The organism is Azoarcus sp. PA01 (genome assembly GCA_001274695.2).
In the GTDB taxonomy this organism is placed as follows: Bacteria; Pseudomonadota; Gammaproteobacteria; order Burkholderiales; family Rhodocyclaceae; genus Aromatoleum.
On record LARU01000004.1, the window covers coordinates 187021 to 203745 of the forward strand.

Below are 16725 nucleotides of genomic sequence, written 5' to 3' on the forward strand. Positions count from 1 at the left end.
CCATGACCAAATACGTCTTCGTAACCGGCGGTGTCGTGTCCTCACTGGGCAAAGGCATCGCAGCGGCCTCGCTCGGGGCCATTCTCGAATCCCGCAGCATCAAGGTTACCCACCTCAAGCTCGATCCGTACATCAACGTCGATCCGGGCACGATGAGCCCGTTTCAGCACGGCGAAGTTTTCGTCACTGAAGACGGGGCTGAAACCGACCTCGATCTGGGCCACTACGAGCGCTTCACGAGCGCGCGGATGGGCAAGCGCAACAACTTCACGACTGGCCAGATCTACGAGGCGGTGATCAAGAAGGAACGCCGCGGCGAGTATCTCGGCAAGACGGTGCAGGTAATCCCGCACATCACCGACGAGATCAAGCAGTACATCAAGCGCGGCGCCGAAGGCGCGGAGGTCGCGATCGTCGAGATCGGCGGCACGGTCGGCGACATCGAATCGCTGCCGTTCCTCGAAGCGATCCGCCAGATGGGCATCGAGGAAGGCCGCAACAGCACCTGTTTCATCCACCTGACGCTGATTCCGTACATCCCGACTGCCGGCGAGCTGAAGACCAAGCCGACGCAGCACTCGGTCAAGGAGCTGCGCGAGATCGGCATCCAGCCCGACATCCTGCTGTGCCGCGCCGATCGCCCGGTGCCTGCCGACGAACGGCGCAAGATCGCGCTGTTCTGCAACGTCATGCCAGAAGCCGTCATCGAGTGCCTCGACGCGAACTCGATCTACAAGATCCCGGGCCAACTGCACGACCAGATGCTCGACGAGATCGTCTGTCACAAGCTGAACATCCTCGCGCGCGCCGCCGACCTTTCGGTGTGGGAAAACCTCCTTCGCGCGCTCGAGAACCCGAAGCACACCGTCGACATCGCGTTCGTCGGCAAATACGTCGATCTTACCGAGTCGTACAAGTCGCTGATCGAAGCCGTGTCCCACGCCGGCATGCACACCGAGAGCAAGGTCAGGATCCACTACATCGACTCCGAGGACATCGAGCGCGACGGCTGCGCGGTGCTCGAGAAGATGGATGCGGTCCTCGTGCCGGGCGGCTTCGGCAAGCGCGGCACCGAAGGCAAGATCGCGGCGATCCGCTTCGCACGCGAGAACAAGGTGCCGTATCTGGGCATCTGCCTCGGCATGCAGCTCGCGGTGATCGAATTCGCCCGCGACGTCGTCGGCATGGCCGGCGCGCATTCGACCGAATTCGAGCGCGACACGCCGTACCCGGTCATCGGCCTGATCACCGAATGGCAGGATCGCAGCGGCAAGGTCGAAAAACGCAGCGAAGCGTCGGACCTCGGCGGCACGATGCGCCTCGGCGCGCAGGTCTGCCATCTCGTCGACGGCTCGCTCGCCCGCGAAGTGTATGGCGCTGCCGATATCGTCGAACGCCATCGCCACCGCTACGAAGTCAACAACACGCTGCTCGCCCGGCTCGAAGAGAAAGGCCTGCGCGTATCGGGGCGCGCGCCGGGCACCGACCTGTGCGAAATGATCGAGCTGCCGGACCATCCGTGGTTCGTCGGTTGCCAGTTCCATCCGGAATTCACGTCGAACCCGCGCAAGGGGCACCCGCTGTTCACGGCTTACGTGAAGGCGGCGCTCGCGCGCAAGGCGGCCGCGACGTCGGCCTGAAGGAGTGGCAATGAAACTTTGCGGATTCGAGGTCGGCCTCGACAAGCCGTTTTTCCTGATCGCCGGGCCGTGCGTCATCGAATCGCGCGACATGGCTTTCGAGACTGCCGGCGCGCTGAAGGAAATCTGCGCCGAGCTCGGCATCCCGTTCATCTACAAGTCGTCGTACGACAAGGCCAACCGCAGCTCCGGCAAGTCATACCGCGGCACCGGGATGGAAAAAGGCCTGGAGATTCTCGCCGACGTGAAGAAGCAGCTCGGCGTCCCGGTGCTCACCGACGTGCACGCGGTCGACGAGATCGCGGCGGTCGCGGCGGCCGTCGACGTGCTGCAGACGCCGGCGTTCCTGTGCCGCCAGACCGACTTCATTCACGCGGTCGCAGCTTCCGGTCGCCCGGTGAACATCAAGAAAGGGCAGTTCCTCGCGCCCGGCGACATGAAGAACGTCGTCGACAAGGCGCGCGAAGCCAACGGCGGCGCCGACACGATCATGGTGTGCGAGCGCGGTGCGTCGTTCGGCTACAACAACCTCGTGTCCGACATGCGCAGCCTCGCGATCATGCGCGAGACCGGCTGCCCGGTCGTGTTCGACGCGACGCATTCGGTGCAATTGCCCGGCGGGCAGGGCACGGCGTCCGGCGGCCAGCGCGAATTCGTGCCGGTGCTGGCGCGCGCCGCGGTCGCCGTCGGCATCGCCGGCCTGTTCATGGAAAGCCACCCCGATCCGGCGAAAGCGCTGTCGGACGGCCCGAACGCGTGGCCGCTGCCGAAGATGAAAGCGCTGCTCGCGACGCTCAAGGAAATCGACGCGCTGGTGAAAGCGCACGGTTTCCTGGAGATGGCCGGCTGAGCTTCGCCGCGCACCGCAGCCCGCGGTGCCCAAGTTTTCGATTCCCCAAGAACGAGAGGAAAAACCATGAGTGCAATTGTCGATATCATTGCCCGCGAAATTCTTGATTCCCGCGGCAACCCCACGGTGGAAGCCGATGTCCTGCTCGAATCGGGCGTCATGGGCCGGGCGGCGGTGCCGTCGGGCGCCTCGACCGGATCGCGCGAGGCGATCGAGCTGCGCGACGGCGATGCCGCGCGCTATCTCGGCAAAGGCGTATTGCAGGCGGTCGAGAACGTCAATACCGAGATTTCCGAAACGCTGATCGGCCTCGACGCCGAAGAGCAGGCTTTCATCGACCGCACGCTGATCGAGCTCGACGGCACCGAGAACAAGTCGCGCCTCGGCGCGAACGCGACGCTCGCCGTGTCGATGGCGATCGCGAAGGCCGCCGCGGAAGAGGCCGGTCTGCCACTGTACCGCTATTTCGGCGGTTCCGGCCCGATGGCGATGCCGGTGCCGATGATGAACGTCATCAACGGCGGCGCGCACGCGAACAACAGCCTCGACATCCAGGAATGCATGATCATGCCGGTGTCGATGACGAGCTTCCGCGAAGCGCTGCGCTGTGGTGCCGAGATCTTCCATCACCTGAAGAAGCTCACCGACAAGAAAGGCTATCCGACGACGGTCGGCGACGAAGGCGGCTTCGCGCCGAACGTCGGCGGCACCGAGGAGGCGCTGAACATGATCCAGGACGCGATCGCCGCCGCCGGCTACGAGCCGGGCCGCGACGTGCTGCTCGCGCTCGACTGCGCCGCGTCCGAGTTCTACAAGGACGGTCAGTACGTGCTTGCCGGCGAAGGGCTGACGCTCTCGTCCGAAGGCTTCGCCGACTACCTCGCGACGCTTGCCGACCGCTTCCCGATCGTCTCGATCGAGGACGGCATGGCCGAGAACGACTGGACCGGCTGGAAGACGCTGACCGACAAGCTCGGCCGCCGCCTGCAGCTCGTCGGCGACGATCTTTTCGTGACGAACACGAAGATCCTCGAGCAGGGCATCGACCAGGGCGTCGCGAACTCGATCCTCATCAAGATCAACCAGATCGGCACGCTGTCCGAGACTTTCGCCGCCGTCGAGATGGCCAAGCGTGCCGGCTATACTGCAGTGATCTCGCACCGCTCGGGCGAAACCGAGGATTCGACGATCGCCGACATCGCGGTCGGCCTGAACGCGATGCAGATCAAGACCGGTTCGCTGTCGCGCTCGGACCGCATCTCGAAGTACAACCAGCTGCTGCGCATCGAGGAAGATCTCGGCGATACCGTCAGCTATCCCGGCCGCCGCGCGTTCTACAATTTGCGGGTGCGCTGAGCGCAAGCCGGGGCGGCCGGCATTTCGGCGGCCGCTGCAGCATCGACATGACCGGGGCCGGCGCTTATCCGCCGGCCCCGTTTTTTCCACTCCGATGAATAACGCTGCTCTGCCTGCACGGATCCGTGGGCGGGCTTTTCGGCAAGAGCTTCGAATATGCGTTGGCCCGTGATCGTTCTCGCCGTGCTGGTGATCGTCCTGCAGTATCCGCTTTGGCTGGGTAAAGGCGGTTGGCTGCGCGTGTGGGACGTCGACCGCCAGTTGCAGGCGCAGCGTGAAACCAACCAGCGCCTCGAGCAGCGCAACGCAGGACTCGAGGCGGAAGTGCGCGACCTGAAGTCCGGCAACGAAGCGATCGAGGAGCGTGCGCGCTTCGAGCTCGGCCTGACGAAACCGGACGAGATCTTCGTGCACACGCCGCGCAAGCCGTGATCGATCCGGGCCCAGGCTTCCCGCCCCGATTCCTCGCGTTCCGTTCCGGGGTTCGCCCTCCGCCGTGAGTGACGCCCGGCAGTCGCGTCCCGGGATTTCCCGTCAATTTGCCGCGACGAGCCTGCGCGCGCCGTCGATGCGGCTTCTGAAATACGGGTTGTCCAGCAGTTCGACGCGCACCCGTCCGCGGCTCGACGGGGCATGAACGAATCGGCCGTCGCCGAGATAAATTCCCATGTGCGAATGGCGCTGGTTGCGGGTGTTGAAGAATACGAGGTCTCCGGCCTGCAGCGCGGAAACGGAGATCGGGCGGGTCAGTTGCGCGATCTGCGCCGCGTTGTGCGGCAGACGGCGGCCGCTGATCTGCTCGACGATGTAGCTCACCATGCCGCTGCAATCGAGCCCGGCTTCCGGGTTGCGCCCGCCGAAGCGGTAACCGGTGTCCAGCAGCCCGAGGGCGAAGATCACCATCTCCTGCGAATGGAGCGGATCGTCGAGCGAGAAATAGCTGCCGTCGCCGCGCCCGGATGCTGCACCGGGCGGCACGCCGGGTCCGTCCGGTGGGAGGCTGCTGCACGCGGCGAGCAGTGCGGTCGCGAGGACAGCGAGGAAGCCGGCCGGAACCGGGGGGCGAGCGGGCACGACGGAAATTCCTGATCGGTTTGGCGAAAGATATTCGACGCGTCGCCTGAGCGTCTACCGAAAAGCGCGATTTTCGGTCTCAGCCGTTCCCCGGAGGCGCTCAGAGGCGCTGATCCTGAGCCCTGCAATCGACGCTGGTTCCCCACCCCGGGCGTTCGAGCTGCGCCTCCGCTCCCTGCAGGCGAAATACCGTGTGGCCGTCGGAATATTTTTCGCCCGACCCTGCCGGTTCAGCGGCCAGTGCGAAAATTCCCGCTCCGGTGCGCAAACGGATGTGGTCGCGCAGGTATTCGACGGTGAAGCGCTCGCCGCCGGGACACGCGTAGCCGACGACGCGCGAGGCGTCGCGAGTGTAGGCGGTGCTCGCGAGCAAGCCGGTAGCACCGCTCAATGCGATCAGCAACGCGACGCGGATCTTCAGGTTTGCTGCGCCGCGCCGGGGGATGTTCGTCATGGAATTCAACTTACTCGCTCAGTTCGATCGTGCCGCTGACCGTCACGGAAATTTCGCTTTCGCCCGCTTCGATCGCGACGGGAGCGGCCTCTGCGGCGAACGCGGCGGTTTTCATCATCGGCCGGACCGGCGGGGACTCGCCGCCATAACCGATCGACAGGTGGCGGATGCGATACGGCTTGCCGAGCGTCGCCGCGACCGCGTCGGCCCGCGCCTGGAAAGCCCGGATCGCGTCGCCTGCGGCCAGGTCCGCGACGCTCCTGCGTGTTTCGGGCGCCGGCTGCATCGCGAGGCCGGACAGCGCGAGCTTTCCCTGGAGCTTGCCGAGCAACTCGGACAGCGCCGGCAGGTCGCGGCTCTCGAGCTGGATTTCGGAGCGCATCCTCCAGCCTTCGATCTTCCGGCCTTCCTTGCCATAGACCGGAAAAGTGCTCGTGCCCGAACTCCTGGCCTTGACGGCGGAGTAAAGGCGCACCTGTTCGAGAGCCGAGGCGATCACCGCATTGACCTGCGTCGCAAGCGGTGCAGGATCCGCGCCGTCCGCTTCGAAATACAGGCTCGCAATCGCCAGGTCGTTCAGCGCCGCCCGGCTCGCGTCGGCCGACAGGTCAACCGTCGGGAGGACTCGTTCGGCGTGGACGGAAGGTGAAGCGGCGAACACGACGAGCGCGAGTGGCAGGGCGAGAAAGTGTCGGGTGGCGCGATGTGCCATGGATGTAGCCGCAATCGGATGGAATGGAAGTGACATCGATTTCGCGCAGCGGCGGAAGCGCTCAGGCGCGCAGTGTATAGACCAATCTCCACCCTTGCCGAGCCGACGTGTAATCCCTTGTAAGTATCCTCGCTATAGGGGAGGACAGGGTGTTCTTTCGCGCCGGCGGCCCTGCTGGCGCCCGCGCCGAGGGCAACTCGCGTGCGGGTTCGGCAGACCGACGCACGCGACGGGTGTAGTAATGAGGAAGTTATTTCGCCGATTTCAGCGGATTGATGTGGCGCGATTCGGCCGCATACATCTGCGCATTGGCAACGTAGTTTGCTGCATTCGTATGCAGCCCGGCGATATCCTCGTCCGACAGTTCGCGGATGATGCGCCCCGGCGAGCCGACGACGAGCGAGCGGTCGGGAATCACTTTGCCTTCCGGAATCAGTGCATTCGCGCCGACGATGCAGTTCTTGCCGATCACCGCATGGTTGAGCACCACCGCGTTGATGCCGATCAGCGAGCCGTCGCCGACCGTGCAGCCGTGCAGCATCGCCATGTGGCCGACCGTCACGTTCGAGCCGATCGTCAGCGGCACGCCGTCGTCGTTGTGCAGGATCGAGCCGTCCTGGATGTTCGTGTTGTCGCCGATCACGATCGGGTCGTTGTCGCCGCGGATCACGACGTTGTACCAGATGCTCACATTGCGGCCGGCATGCACCTGGCCGATTACCGTTGCGTTGTCGGCAACCCAGCAGCCTTCGCCAAAATCGGGAACGCGTTCGCCGAGGGCGTATATCGCCATTCTTCACTCTCCATCGGAGCCGGTCGTCCAAGGGCCGGCAGCGCGCAATGATAACAGGTGGTGTTAGCATTCGCCGCTCAGTCAGATCGCGCCGTTTTCATGCTCAGCTACCGCCACGCCTTTCATGCCGGCAATCACGCCGACGTCCTCAAGCACTTCGTGCTGATCGAACTCCTGCGCTACTTCAACCGTAAGGAAAAACCGTGGTGGTACGTCGATACGCATGCCGGCGCCGGCTGCTATGCGCTCGACAGCGAGCAGGCAGGGAAGAACGCCGAGTTCGCCGGCGGAGTCGGCCGGCTGTGGCAACGGGACGATCTGCCGGACGCCATGCGTCCGTATCTCGACGCGCTGGCCCAGTTCAACCCGCACCGCCGGCTGACCTTCTATCCCGGATCGCCGGCGCTGGCGATGACGCAGCTGCGCGAACAGGACCGCATGCGGCTGTTCGAACTGCATCCGGCCGATGTCGCGCTGCTCGGGCAGACGTTCGCGCGCGATGTCGAGCGCGTCCAGGTGCGCAAGGCGGACGGTTTTTCGGCATTGCGCGGCCTGCTGCCGCCGCCGTCACGCCGCGTCGTCGTGTTGATCGACCCGCCTTACGAAGTCAAGGAGGATTACCGCCGCGTCGTCGACACCGTGGCCGATGCGATCAAGCGCTTTCCCGCCGGGACCTACGCGGTCTGGTATCCGCTGCTCGCGCGTACCGAGGCACGCCAGTTGCCCGAACGCCTCGCCGACCTCGGCGCCGAAAACTGGCTCGACGTGCGCCTCGCGGTGAAAAAGCCCCCGCGCGACGGCTTCGGCATGTTCGGCAGCGGACTGTACGTCATCAATCCCCCGTGGGTGCTGCCACAGATGCTGGAGGCGGTGATGCCGTGGCTCGCGGACGCGCTGGGAGAGGACGGCGAAGGCGGATTCGATCTGGAGCATCACATCGAATGAGCGAACACGACCAGCTGCTTGCGCTGCGCGACGCGCTACGGGCTTTTGCGGCCGAGCGCGACTGGCAGCGCTTCCATACGCCGAAAAACCTCGCGATGGCGCTGGCCGGGGAAGCCGGGGAGGTGATCGAGCATTTCCAGTGGCTCAGCGCCGACGAGTCGGCGAATCTGCCCGAAGAGCGGCGCGCCGAAGTGGCGCTCGAGCTGGCGGACGTGCTGCTGTATCTCGTTCGGCTCGCGGACGTCCTCGACATCGACCTCGGCGAGGCGGCACAGCGCAAGCTCGCGCTCAACGCGGTGCGCTATCCTGCCGACAAGGCGCGCGGACGTTCGGATAAATACGACAGACTGTGACCTTTGCGATGCAAATCCTGCGCGTCGCAATTGGGGCAGGGAAGCATTTCTGAAACAATAGCCGTCTTTTTGATTACGGAATTCAGCACGTGGAGCTTCAGCACATCAGCGAGATCGAGCGGGCGACCCGGAAAGGCCGGGCCGAGCTGTTTCGTCTCGGCACGGGCCTGATTTTCATCGTCGCGGGGATGTTGTACGCGGCGATGATCGGACAGGGCGAGGGCGGCGTCATGCTCGCTGCGGCAGCCGCAGTCGGCTGCTACATGGCGATGAACATCGGCGCCAACGACGTCGCGAACAACGTCGGGCCGGCAGTCGGATCGAAGGCGCTGACGCTTGGCGGCGCGCTCGTGATCGCGGCGATCTTCGAGGCGGCGGGCGCGCTGATCGCCGGCGGCGAAGTGGTCAATACGATACGCAGCGGAATCATCGACCCGGCCAGGATTCCGGATCCGGACACTTTCGTCTGGGTGATGATGTCGGCGCTGCTCGCCGGCGCGTTGTGGCTCAACATCGCGACCGCAGTCGGCGCGCCGGTGTCGACGACACACTCGATCGTCGGCGCGGTGCTCGGCGCCGGCATCGCGGCGAGCGGGATGGGGATTGCCAACTGGGACGAGGTGGGCCGGATCGTCGTCAGCTGGGTGGTCTCGCCGCTGATGGGCGGAATCGTCGCGGCGGCGTTCCTCTACCTGATCAAGCGCAGCATCACGTACCAGCACGACATGGTCACGGCTGCCACCCGCATGGTGCCGTACCTGGTCGCGTTGATGGCGTGGACGTTCGGCACCTATTTGCTGCTGAAAGGATTGAAGCAGGTCTGGGAGGTGGATTTCCTGACCGCCGTGCTGATCGGCTTCGGCTTTGCTGTTGCAGTGCTGTTCCTGGTCCGGCCGATGGTCGCCCGCCGCGCGCAGTCGATTGCGAACTCGAAGCAGAGTGTGAACCGGCTTTTCACTGCGCCGCTGATCTTTGCCGCTGCGCTGTTGAGCTTCGCCCATGGCTCGAACGACGTGGCGAACGCGGTCGGCCCGCTCGCGGCGATCGTCGACGTCCTCTCCGCCGGTGCGACTGAGATTTCCCGCTCGGCGCCGATTCCGCTGTGGGTGATGCTGCTTGGCGCGCTCGGGATCTCGGTCGGCCTCGCGCTGTTCGGTCCGAAAGTCATCAAGACCGTGGGCTCGGAGATCACCGAGCTCGACCAGATGCGCGCGTACTGCATCGCGATGTCGGCGACGATCACCGTCATCATCGCGAGTCAGCTCGGGCTGCCGGTAAGTTCGACGCATATTGCGGTCGGTGGCGTGTTCGGCGTCGGATTCCTGCGCGAGTACCTGAAGAGCAACTACGCGCGCATGGTCGCAGACATCAAGGCGCATCACCCGGAAGGCGACCAGGCCGCGATCGATGCGTTCCTCGCCAGATTCGAAGTCGCGCCGATCGACGAGAAGGGCCAGATGCTGCGTGAACTGAAAGCCAAGGCCAAGCAGCAGCTCGATCCGGCCCACTTCTCGAAGACGGAGCGCAAGGGTCTGCGCAAGGTGTATCGCAAGGAACTGGTGAAGCGCTCGCAGCTGATGCGCATCGCCGCTGCCTGGGTGATCACCGTTCCCGCGTCGGCGGTGATGGCGGCGCTGCTGTTCTTCATGATGCGCGGCATGATGCTCGACTGAGCGTCGCGCCGCGTCGCTGCCGTCGCCTCTATCCCGCCATGTCCTCCTTCGAACTCGCCGCGCTGATCCTGCTGTGCCTGCTCGGCTGGTTTTGGCTCGACAGCATCAAGGTGCGCGAACTGGGCATACAGGCGGCGCGCAGCGCGTGCCGGCGCGAAGGGGTGCAGTTCCTCGACGAAACGGTGTCGATCAGCGCGCTCCGGCTCGCCCGCGATGGGGATGGTCGGCTGCGCCTGCGGCGCGTCTATGACTTCGAGTTTTCGGCCTCCGGCGACGACCGGCAACGCGGTTCAGTGATGCTGCTCGGCAACGAAGTCACGATGCTCGATATCGGCCCCCGACGCGCCTCGGAGCTTCCCCTGCACTGATCCGCCCGGGCAACGCCTCGCCGCTTCAGCGGCCGGAGGTGCGGCCCGAGATCGCGTGCAGGAATTCGCCGCGCAGGTGCTCGCGCGTCTCGAATTCACCGGCGAACGCCTGTGTCACGACCCGTTCGTCGCCGCGGCGGTCTTCGCCGAGCAGCAGGCACAGCTGCTCGGCCTCGACGATGCACGCCGCGCCTCGCGCATGGCCGTGCCGCAGCAGCGCATCGGCGATGTCCCGCGTCATCCATTCCTGGTACGTGAAGCGATGTCCGATCGCGTCGACGAGGCGGGCAATACGTCCGAAACCGTGCAGCCGACCGCCGGGCAGGTAGGCGACGTGCGCGACGCCGCGAAACGGCACGAGATGGTGCGGGCACACGCCGTGCACGGCGATGCCGCGTATCACCACCATGTCGGTCCGATCGTCGTCGAAACCGTCGCCGAGCGCCTCGGCCGGGTCCATGTCGTAGCCGCCGAGCAGCCGGCGCTGCCAGAGTTCGCGTACGCGGCTCGCGGTTTTTCCAGTATGCACGGCATCCGGCGCGACGCCGCATGCGCGCAGCAGGTCATTGACGGCCCGTTCGAACGCGGCCGGATCGAAGCTTCCGGTACGCGGGATGCCGATCCCGGTTCGGGCGGGCGGCGGAGGATGCTGGTCGTGAAAGTCCGACATGTGGGAATTCCGCGGCGGCTGGGCTCCACATGATACGCCCGACACCGATCGGAGCGCCAAGCCGCCGCGTCACGCGATGAACACCGGGTCGGAGAACACGAGTGTCCCGTCGTCGCGCATCATCAGGTTGTCGTCACTGAGAAGATCCGGCAGCACCCCGTAAGCTTCGACGAAATCCGACAGGGCTTTCAGCGCGCCGGCCAGGCTGGCGCCGAGCGCCGGTTCTTCGACTGCCAGATGATAGAGCGCGAGCCGGCCCATGTCCGCGCCGAGCTCGCTTCGTTGGGCGCACGCGGCGCGGTAGAGTGCGGTCAGCCGTGCGGCGAGGGATGCGGCAGGCGTGTCGCCGCGCAATGGATAAAGGCGCTCCATTTCGAACAGGTGCAGCGGAAAACCCGAGCCGGCGCGGCCGATCACGCCGTGGTCGGCGAAGACGAGCGGAAAATGAATGCCGCGCGGCCGGTCGACGGCGGTGAGCAGGAAGACGTCCGCAGGCGAGCTGGCGATCTTGTACACACGTTTGCCGTCCTCGTGATCGAGCACGATGCTGTATTCGCCGCGGCCGATTTCGGCCCTGCCGGCAAGCAGTGGATGCTGCGGCACCGGATCGGGCAGCGTGAGCGGCGGTCGCGCGGGAGCGATCATGCCTCGCCGCCGGCCTCAGGCGACGATGTTGTAGCCGGCGTCAACGAAATGCACGCCGCCGGTGATGAGTCGGGCGGCGTCGGAGACGAGAAACGCGGTCAAGGCACCGATGTCCTCCGGCGTGACGAGGCGATGCAGCGGCGAGCGCTCGACGGCTGTGGCCATCAGGCCGTCGAAACCGGCGATGCCGGAGGCCGCGCGTGTCATCAGCGGGCCGGGCGAGATCGCGTTGACGCGGATGCTTTTCGGCCCGAGTTCGTACGCCATGTACCGCGTCGCCGCCTCGAGCGCCGCCTTGCACAGTCCCATGACGCCGTAGTTGGCGATGACCTTTTCGCTGCCCAGATAGGTCATCGTCACGAGCGAGCCGCCGCCGGATTTTTCCAGCAGCGGTTCGACCATTTTCGCAAGGCGGATGAACGAATGGGTCGATACGTCCATTGCCATCGCGAAACCGTCGGCCGACGCATCGACGACGCGCCCGTGCAGATCGTCACGTTTCGCGAAAGCCATGCTGTGAATGGCGAAATCGAGCCTGCCGTGGGTCGCGTCGATGCGCTCGTACACCTCGCCGAGGGTTTCCGGATGCGTGACGTCCATGAGGTACGCGTCGGTGATCCCGAGGCGGTGGAGGACCGGCTCGATGAATGCGCGGGTCTTGTCGTTCTGATACGTGACGACCAGCTTGGCCCCCGCCTCGACGCATGCTTCGGCCACTCCTGTGGAGATGGATTTCTCGTTGGCGATGCCGGTGATCAGGCCGACCTTGCCCCCGAGATTGACCAGTGATTTCATGAAAACTCCGTATTGAAGCAAGTTGGTGTACTGCGGCAAGACAACCGCGAATGATTTCGGACGGGTTCTTGCGTGTTTCTATTCAGAGGCTTGCGATAAATGCCGCAACGCAGCATGCTACCACCGCAGGCACCTCCGAGATCGGACAACAATGACCGAGACATCCTACATTTTCCTCGACTTCGACGGCGTGACCCATCCCTGGGGCGAAGTCGAGGATTTCCGCTGCCTGCCGCTGATCGAAGCCGTGCTGCGTGATTATGACGAGGCGCGCGTGGTCATCGCTTCGGACTGGCGCATGCTGTTTTCACTGTCGAAACTCGTCGGCCGCTTCGCTGAGGACATCCGCCCGCGTGTTGTCGGCGCGACGCCGCAGATGATTCCGAAACACGGCGCCGAACTGCATGGATTGCGCGAGCGCGAAGCGATGGCGTGGCTGGCGCAACATGTCGTGGACGTGGCGCGGACGGCGTGGTGCGCGCTGGACGACGCACCCGGCAACTGGCTGACGCGCTCGCGGCTGTTGCTGACCGACTTCAAGAGCGGATTCACCGCAGAGGATGCCGTCGCGCTGCGCCGCAAGCTCGACGGCTTTCGCGCGGGCCGCTCGCTTCCGGCACCTCGGCCGTCTTCGTTCTTGCGCCGCGCCTGAGCTTCATGCGGCTCCGCAGGTGCGTTCAGGTCGCTCTCATGTCGACCAGAGCGGCGGCTCGTCCATCAGCGGGATCTGCTCGCGCAGTTCCAGGATGCGATCCTGCCAGTAGCGCTGCGTGTTGAACCACGGGAAGGCCGCGGGAAACGCGGGATCGTCCCAGCGACGGGCGATCCACGCCGAATAGTGGATCAGGCGCAGCGTGCGCAGCGCCTCGATCAGATGCAGCTCGCGCAGCGAAAAATCGTGAAAGTCTTCGTAGCCGGCGAGCACGTCGCCGAGCTGGCGGCTCATGTCCGCGCGCGTGCCCGACAGCAGCATCCACAGGTCCTGCACCGCCGGACCCATGCGGCTGTCGTCGAAGTCGACGAACTGCGGGCCGGGTGTCGGCGGCGACTCGCTCCACAGCACATTGCCCCCATGGCAGTCGCCGTGCAGCCGGATCGGGGAGAACGCCCCTGCGCGGTCGAAGCAGCGTCGCACGCCGTCGAGTGCCTGCTCGACGGTGCTGCGCCACGCCGGCAGCAGGTCGTCGGGAATGAAACCGTGGGCGAGCAGCCAGTCGCGCGGTTCTTCGCCGAAACTCGCGATGTCGAGCGTCGGTCGCGCATGGTAGGGCGCCAACGCGCCGACGGCGTGGATGCGGCCGAGGAAGCGCCCCATCCATTCGAGCGTTGCCGCATCGGACAGCTCCGGCGCGCGCCCGCCGACCCGCGGAAACACGGCGAAGCGCAGGTCCGCGTGATGATGCAGCGTCGCGTTGCGCAGCGCGAGGGGGGCGACGACCGGGATCTCGCGCTCGGCCAGTTCGGCGACGAAGCGGTGTTCCTCGCCGATCGCCTCGTCCGGCCAGCGCCCCGGCCGGTAGAACTTGACGACCACCATCGGGCCGTCTTCGATGCCGGCCTGATAGACGCGATTCTCGTAGCTGTTGAGCGTGAGCAGACGCCCGTCAGGCATCAGCCCGACGCTGTCGAGCGCGTCGAGGATCCGGTCCGGAGTGAGACTTTCGAACGGCGGTGTGGCCATGAGTCGGCAGGCCTTCGGGCGAGGGGCGGCCGTCCATTTTCGCAGGAATCGGGCAGCGCACAAGGGCGAAGGCGTTTCCCGGTGTCCGTCCGCGGGCGATCCTTGTCCCGGCGCATTTGCCGGACGCAGCTGCGGGCTTCACAATGGCGCCCTTTTCCCGGACCATGCGCATGACTTCCGATCCATCGGCTTCTCCCTCGCCCATTCCGGCCGACGCGCTCGCGGCGCTCGCGCGGCCGGAAGTGCAAAAACTGGCTGCGCGAATGGCGCAGGACGGGTTCGCGCAGGCTTTCCGGCTGACGCTCGATGAAGATGACGAGGGGCGCGTGCGGGGCGTCGAAGCGCTCGCGTCGGCGCTGCGCAACTGGGGCGCCGCGGGCGAGAGCGCCGCCCCATGCAGCCTGCGCCTCGCGCTGGTCGTCGCCGGTCTCGACCAGTGGGGCGTCGCGTACAGCCAGGCTTTCGGCCTGGCGGCGATCCCCGGCCTGTCCGAACTCGTCGGTGCAGTGCGCACCGGCCTCGATCCGCAGCAGGAGGCGCGGTTTCACCAGCAGTTCGCCGCGATCGATGCGGCCGAAGGCAACGCGATCGACTTCAAGATCGAATTGCGCCGCGGCATTCACCTCGCGCTGTGGCACGCGATGATCGCCGGCGACGAGCGCGAACAGGCGAAAGCGATCCTCGCGCACCTCGCAGGCATGATGTTCGCGTTGATCCGGGCGATGCCGGAGCTCGGCTGGCGCCTCGTTGCGGACGCGCTCGCCCATATCCAGATCCGCTGCGTCGCCGAAGGCCTCGCCGCGGACGGGCTGGCGCGGGAAATGAACGAGGCACTGTTCGCCGCGCTTGCCGCCGCACTGCCGGCGCCGCAGCACGACCGCATCATGGCCCACTCGGCGCAGGCCGTGCTCGCGTGGCAACAGGCGCGGCGCACTCCGCCCGCCGGGCCCGTGCACTGACCGGGGTCCGGGCGATGGCGCTGAAGGCAACGATTTTCAAAGTCGAATTGACGATTGCGGACATGGACCGCAACTACTACGCCGATCACGGTTTCACGATCGCGCGCCATCCGTCCGAAACCGACGAGCGGATGATGGTGCGCATCCTCGCGTTCGCGCTGTATGCCGATCCGGCGCTCGCATTCGGCAAGGGGCTGTGCGTCGAGGACGAGCCGGACGTGTGGCAGCGGGATCTGACCGGCGCGATCGAGCGCTGGATCGACGTCGGCCAGCCCGACGAAAAATGGATCCGCAAAGCCTGCGGTCGGGCCCGCGAAACCGTCGTCGTCAGCTACGGCCGGGCGGCGGACATCTGGTGGAACGGCGTTCGCGACAAGCTCGCGCGGCAGTCGAACCTGACGGTATGGAATCTTCCTCCCGACGTGGCGCCCGCGCTCGCCGCGCTGACCGCGCGCAGCATGCGGTTGCAATGCACCCGGCAGGACGGCCAGGTGTGGATCACCGACGGCCGGCAGACGGTGCTCGTCGAGCCGGAACGCAGGATGGGCGCGTAAGGATCGCCGCCGTGCCGGGAGCGCGACGGCCGCTGTCCGGCTGAACCGGAAGGTTTCCGCCGGCCGCGCCGATTCACCGGGACTCCACTTTCTCACCGGGACTCCACTTTCTCACCGGGACTCCACTTTCGACGCTCCTTCGTGGTATTTTGAATGCATGCGAAGGAGAATCGTCATGAGGCCCTGCTTCCTGCTGCTCCCGCTCATTGGATATGCCGCCCTGGTGCCGGCCGCCGAGCCCGGCGATCCTGCCCATTCTCCCGCTGCGCCGCCGCCCCTGGCTGTCGATACGCAGGACCCGCATGCCCCGCCGGCCGCAATGCCGGGGGATGACGAGAGCGTGATGGAGCAGGGACGGCGACGTGTGCGCGCGCTCACCGAAGGGGTCGCGCGCACCGTCGATGGCTGGTTCGGCGACATCCCGTTCGAGGAGGGCGGCAAGGTGTCCGGCAGCATGCGCTTCGACTTTCTCGCACGACAGGACGAAGGCCTGGAGAACAATTTTCGCTTTCGCGTGCGCGTCGACCTGCCGAACGTCAAGCGCCTGGGCTATTTGTTCATCGGCCAGGACAACGAGCAGGAGGAAGTCAGCGACCAGCCGGAAACGTTCAGGCGTCAACACCAGCTGCTGAGCGAAAGCCGTCGCGACGACCAGTCCTTCTTTGCCGGCGTCGGCTATGCGCTGCGCGAGTTCCTCGAATTCCGCGCCGGCTTTCGCGGTGGCGTCGATGACGTGTATGCGCAGGCGCGCTACAAGAAGTTGTGGCGTTTCTCCGAGCGGGACGTGTTCGGTCTGCGCGAGACGATCTTCTGGCGATCGGACGACGGCTTTGGCTCGACGCTCGCGCTCAATTACGACCATACCTATTCGCCATCGTGGTCTTTCCGCTGGCAGGCGGCCGGAACGATCTCCGAGGAGACCTCCGGGCTGCGGTGGGGGAACAGCTTCGGGATGTTCAAGGCCTACCCGAATCTGCGCGAGTCTGCACTGGAAGTGCTCGTCAACGGCGAGACGGACCGGCGGGTGGGGGTCGGGGAATACGGCATCCGCGCGACCTGGCGGCAACCGATCTACCGCGACTGGACGTTCATCGAGCTGAGCGCCGGCCACTTCTGGCCGCAGCACGACGACGATCCGGAACGCAGGCGCAGCTGGGCGGCAGGACTGATGGTCGAAGCGCTGTTCTGATCGCCGCGGGAAAA

At 65.7% G+C, this 16725-nt stretch carries 20 protein-coding genes; 12 read left to right on the plus strand and 8 right to left on the minus strand.

Annotated features, from left to right (window positions below; translation table 11 throughout):
• Nucleotides 1-2 precede the first annotated feature (2 nt).
• The 4 genes from PA01_13045 to ftsB all read left to right on the plus strand — a co-directional run bounded on the left by PA01_13045 (nucleotide 3) and on the right by ftsB (nucleotide 4278).
• Nucleotides 3-1640 carry a CTP synthase gene (locus PA01_13045; GenBank protein KON79449.1) on the plus strand — a complete coding sequence of 546 codons (1638 nt, stop codon included), beginning with the start codon at nucleotides 3-5 and terminating at the stop codon, nucleotides 1638-1640.
• A gap of 10 nt (nucleotides 1641-1650) precedes the next feature.
• A complete protein-coding gene (kdsA, locus tag PA01_13050) occupies nucleotides 1651-2490 on the plus strand; it encodes a 3-deoxy-8-phosphooctulonate synthase (protein KON79450.1) in 840 nt (279 codons plus the stop codon).
• 66 nt (nucleotides 2491-2556) lie between these two features.
• Nucleotides 2557-3846 (plus strand): phosphopyruvate hydratase, encoded by a 1290-nt coding sequence (gene eno / locus PA01_13055; protein KON79451.1) that lies wholly within the window; start codon nucleotides 2557-2559, stop codon nucleotides 3844-3846.
• 156 nt (nucleotides 3847-4002) lie between these two features.
• Nucleotides 4003-4278, plus strand: a complete 276-nt coding sequence (gene ftsB / locus PA01_13060) for a cell division protein FtsB (GenBank protein ID KON79452.1) — start codon at nucleotides 4003-4005, stop codon at nucleotides 4276-4278.
• 102 nt (nucleotides 4279-4380) lie between these two features.
• Here the strand turns inward: ftsB and PA01_13065 are convergent, their stop codons facing one another.
• The 4 genes from PA01_13065 to PA01_13080 form a co-directional block, all read right to left on the minus strand.
• Nucleotides 4381-4920, minus strand: a complete 540-nt coding sequence (locus PA01_13065) for a C40 family peptidase (GenBank protein KON79453.2) — start codon at nucleotides 4918-4920, stop codon at nucleotides 4381-4383.
• A gap of 100 nt (nucleotides 4921-5020) precedes the next feature.
• A complete protein-coding gene (locus PA01_13070) occupies nucleotides 5021-5374 on the minus strand; it encodes an MliC family protein (protein KON79454.1) in 354 nt (117 codons plus the stop codon).
• A 10-nt stretch (nucleotides 5375-5384) separates the two neighbouring features.
• Nucleotides 5385-6086, minus strand: a complete 702-nt coding sequence (locus tag PA01_13075) for an SIMPL domain-containing protein (GenBank protein KON79455.1) — start codon at nucleotides 6084-6086, stop codon at nucleotides 5385-5387.
• Between the two features lie 250 nt (nucleotides 6087-6336).
• Complete coding sequence (locus PA01_13080; protein KON79456.1) at nucleotides 6337-6879, minus strand: gamma carbonic anhydrase family protein; 543 nt, start codon at nucleotides 6877-6879, stop codon at nucleotides 6337-6339.
• Between the two features lie 99 nt (nucleotides 6880-6978).
• On the opposite strand from PA01_13080, the gene rlmJ reads away from it, so the two are divergent.
• From rlmJ to PA01_13100, 4 genes are all read left to right on the plus strand, one after another.
• A complete protein-coding gene (gene rlmJ / locus PA01_13085; protein KON79457.1) occupies nucleotides 6979-7824 on the plus strand; it encodes a 23S rRNA (adenine(2030)-N(6))-methyltransferase RlmJ in 846 nt (281 codons plus the stop codon).
• Nucleotides 7821-8177 (plus strand): nucleotide pyrophosphohydrolase, encoded by a 357-nt coding sequence (locus PA01_13090; protein KON79458.1) that lies wholly within the window; start codon nucleotides 7821-7823, stop codon nucleotides 8175-8177. Before rlmJ ends, PA01_13090 begins: the two co-directional genes overlap by 4 nt.
• Before the next feature lie 89 nt (nucleotides 8178-8266).
• Nucleotides 8267-9850 (plus strand): inorganic phosphate transporter, encoded by a 1584-nt coding sequence (locus tag PA01_13095; GenBank protein ID KON79459.1) that lies wholly within the window; start codon nucleotides 8267-8269, stop codon nucleotides 9848-9850.
• A gap of 38 nt (nucleotides 9851-9888) precedes the next feature.
• Complete coding sequence (locus tag PA01_13100) at nucleotides 9889-10218, plus strand: DUF3301 domain-containing protein (GenBank protein KON79460.1); 330 nt, start codon at nucleotides 9889-9891, stop codon at nucleotides 10216-10218.
• Between the two features lie 25 nt (nucleotides 10219-10243).
• Here PA01_13100 and folE read toward each other — a convergent pair whose 3' ends face one another.
• The 3 genes from folE to fabI all read right to left on the minus strand — a co-directional run bounded on the left by folE (nucleotide 10244) and on the right by fabI (nucleotide 12328).
• Entirely contained in the window at nucleotides 10244-10888 is a 645-nt protein-coding gene (folE, locus tag PA01_13105; GenBank protein KON79461.1) for a GTP cyclohydrolase I FolE, read from the minus strand.
• 69 nt (nucleotides 10889-10957) lie between these two features.
• Nucleotides 10958-11533 (minus strand): hypothetical protein, encoded by a 576-nt coding sequence (locus tag PA01_13110; protein ID KON79462.1) that lies wholly within the window; start codon nucleotides 11531-11533, stop codon nucleotides 10958-10960.
• A 15-nt stretch (nucleotides 11534-11548) separates the two neighbouring features.
• Nucleotides 11549-12328, minus strand: a complete 780-nt coding sequence (gene fabI / locus PA01_13115; protein KON79463.1) for an enoyl-ACP reductase FabI — start codon at nucleotides 12326-12328, stop codon at nucleotides 11549-11551.
• A 151-nt stretch (nucleotides 12329-12479) separates the two neighbouring features.
• Here fabI and PA01_13120 point away from each other — a divergent pair, with 151 nt between their 5' ends.
• A complete protein-coding gene (locus PA01_13120; protein ID KON79464.1) occupies nucleotides 12480-12980 on the plus strand; it encodes an HAD domain-containing protein in 501 nt (166 codons plus the stop codon).
• A gap of 36 nt (nucleotides 12981-13016) precedes the next feature.
• Here PA01_13120 and PA01_13125 read toward each other — a convergent pair whose 3' ends face one another.
• Nucleotides 13017-14009 carry a serine/threonine protein kinase gene (locus PA01_13125; GenBank protein ID KON79465.1) on the minus strand — a complete coding sequence of 331 codons (993 nt, stop codon included), beginning with the start codon at nucleotides 14007-14009 and terminating at the stop codon, nucleotides 13017-13019.
• A gap of 170 nt (nucleotides 14010-14179) precedes the next feature.
• On the opposite strand from PA01_13125, the gene PA01_13130 reads away from it, so the two are divergent.
• From PA01_13130 to PA01_13140, 3 genes are all read left to right on the plus strand, one after another.
• Nucleotides 14180-14968, plus strand: a complete 789-nt coding sequence (locus PA01_13130) for a hypothetical protein (protein KON79466.1) — start codon at nucleotides 14180-14182, stop codon at nucleotides 14966-14968.
• Nucleotides 14969-14982: 14 nt separating this feature from the next.
• Nucleotides 14983-15522 carry a YaeQ family protein gene (locus PA01_13135; protein KON79467.1) on the plus strand — a complete coding sequence of 180 codons (540 nt, stop codon included), beginning with the start codon at nucleotides 14983-14985 and terminating at the stop codon, nucleotides 15520-15522.
• Between the two features lie 175 nt (nucleotides 15523-15697).
• A complete protein-coding gene (locus tag PA01_13140) occupies nucleotides 15698-16711 on the plus strand; it encodes a hypothetical protein (protein KON80337.2) in 1014 nt (337 codons plus the stop codon).
• Nucleotides 16712-16725 lie beyond the last annotated feature (14 nt).

Bases quoted from the DNA above. Each gene is read 5' to 3' on its own strand.
- PA01_13075 (KON79455.1), bottom strand. From the start codon at position 6,086: ATGGCACATCGCGCCACCCGACACTTTCTCGCCCTGCCACTCGCGCTC.
- ftsB (KON79452.1), top strand. From the start codon at position 4,003: ATGCGTTGGCCCGTGATCGTTCTCGCCGTGCTGGTGATCGTCCTGCAG.
- fabI (KON79463.1), bottom strand. From the start codon at position 12,328: ATGAAATCACTGGTCAATCTCGGGGGCAAGGTCGGCCTGATCACCGGC.
- PA01_13110 (KON79462.1), bottom strand. From the start codon at position 11,533: ATGATCGCTCCCGCGCGACCGCCGCTCACGCTGCCCGATCCGGTGCCG.
- PA01_13100 (KON79460.1), top strand. From the start codon at position 9,889: ATGTCCTCCTTCGAACTCGCCGCGCTGATCCTGCTGTGCCTGCTCGGC.
- PA01_13130 (KON79466.1), top strand. From the start codon at position 14,180: ATGACTTCCGATCCATCGGCTTCTCCCTCGCCCATTCCGGCCGACGCG.
- PA01_13135 (KON79467.1), top strand. From the start codon at position 14,983: ATGGCGCTGAAGGCAACGATTTTCAAAGTCGAATTGACGATTGCGGAC.
- PA01_13080 (KON79456.1), bottom strand. From the start codon at position 6,879: ATGGCGATATACGCCCTCGGCGAACGCGTTCCCGATTTTGGCGAAGGC.
- PA01_13140 (KON80337.2), top strand. From the start codon at position 15,698: ATGAGGCCCTGCTTCCTGCTGCTCCCGCTCATTGGATATGCCGCCCTG.
- eno (KON79451.1), top strand. From the start codon at position 2,557: ATGAGTGCAATTGTCGATATCATTGCCCGCGAAATTCTTGATTCCCGC.
- PA01_13045 (KON79449.1), top strand. From the start codon at position 3: ATGACCAAATACGTCTTCGTAACCGGCGGTGTCGTGTCCTCACTGGGC.
- folE (KON79461.1), bottom strand. From the start codon at position 10,888: ATGTCGGACTTTCACGACCAGCATCCTCCGCCGCCCGCCCGAACCGGG.
- PA01_13125 (KON79465.1), bottom strand. From the start codon at position 14,009: ATGGCCACACCGCCGTTCGAAAGTCTCACTCCGGACCGGATCCTCGAC.
- rlmJ (KON79457.1), top strand. From the start codon at position 6,979: ATGCTCAGCTACCGCCACGCCTTTCATGCCGGCAATCACGCCGACGTC.
- PA01_13070 (KON79454.1), bottom strand. From the start codon at position 5,374: ATGACGAACATCCCCCGGCGCGGCGCAGCAAACCTGAAGATCCGCGTC.
- PA01_13090 (KON79458.1), top strand. From the start codon at position 7,821: ATGAGCGAACACGACCAGCTGCTTGCGCTGCGCGACGCGCTACGGGCT.
- PA01_13120 (KON79464.1), top strand. From the start codon at position 12,480: ATGACCGAGACATCCTACATTTTCCTCGACTTCGACGGCGTGACCCAT.
- kdsA (KON79450.1), top strand. From the start codon at position 1,651: ATGAAACTTTGCGGATTCGAGGTCGGCCTCGACAAGCCGTTTTTCCTG.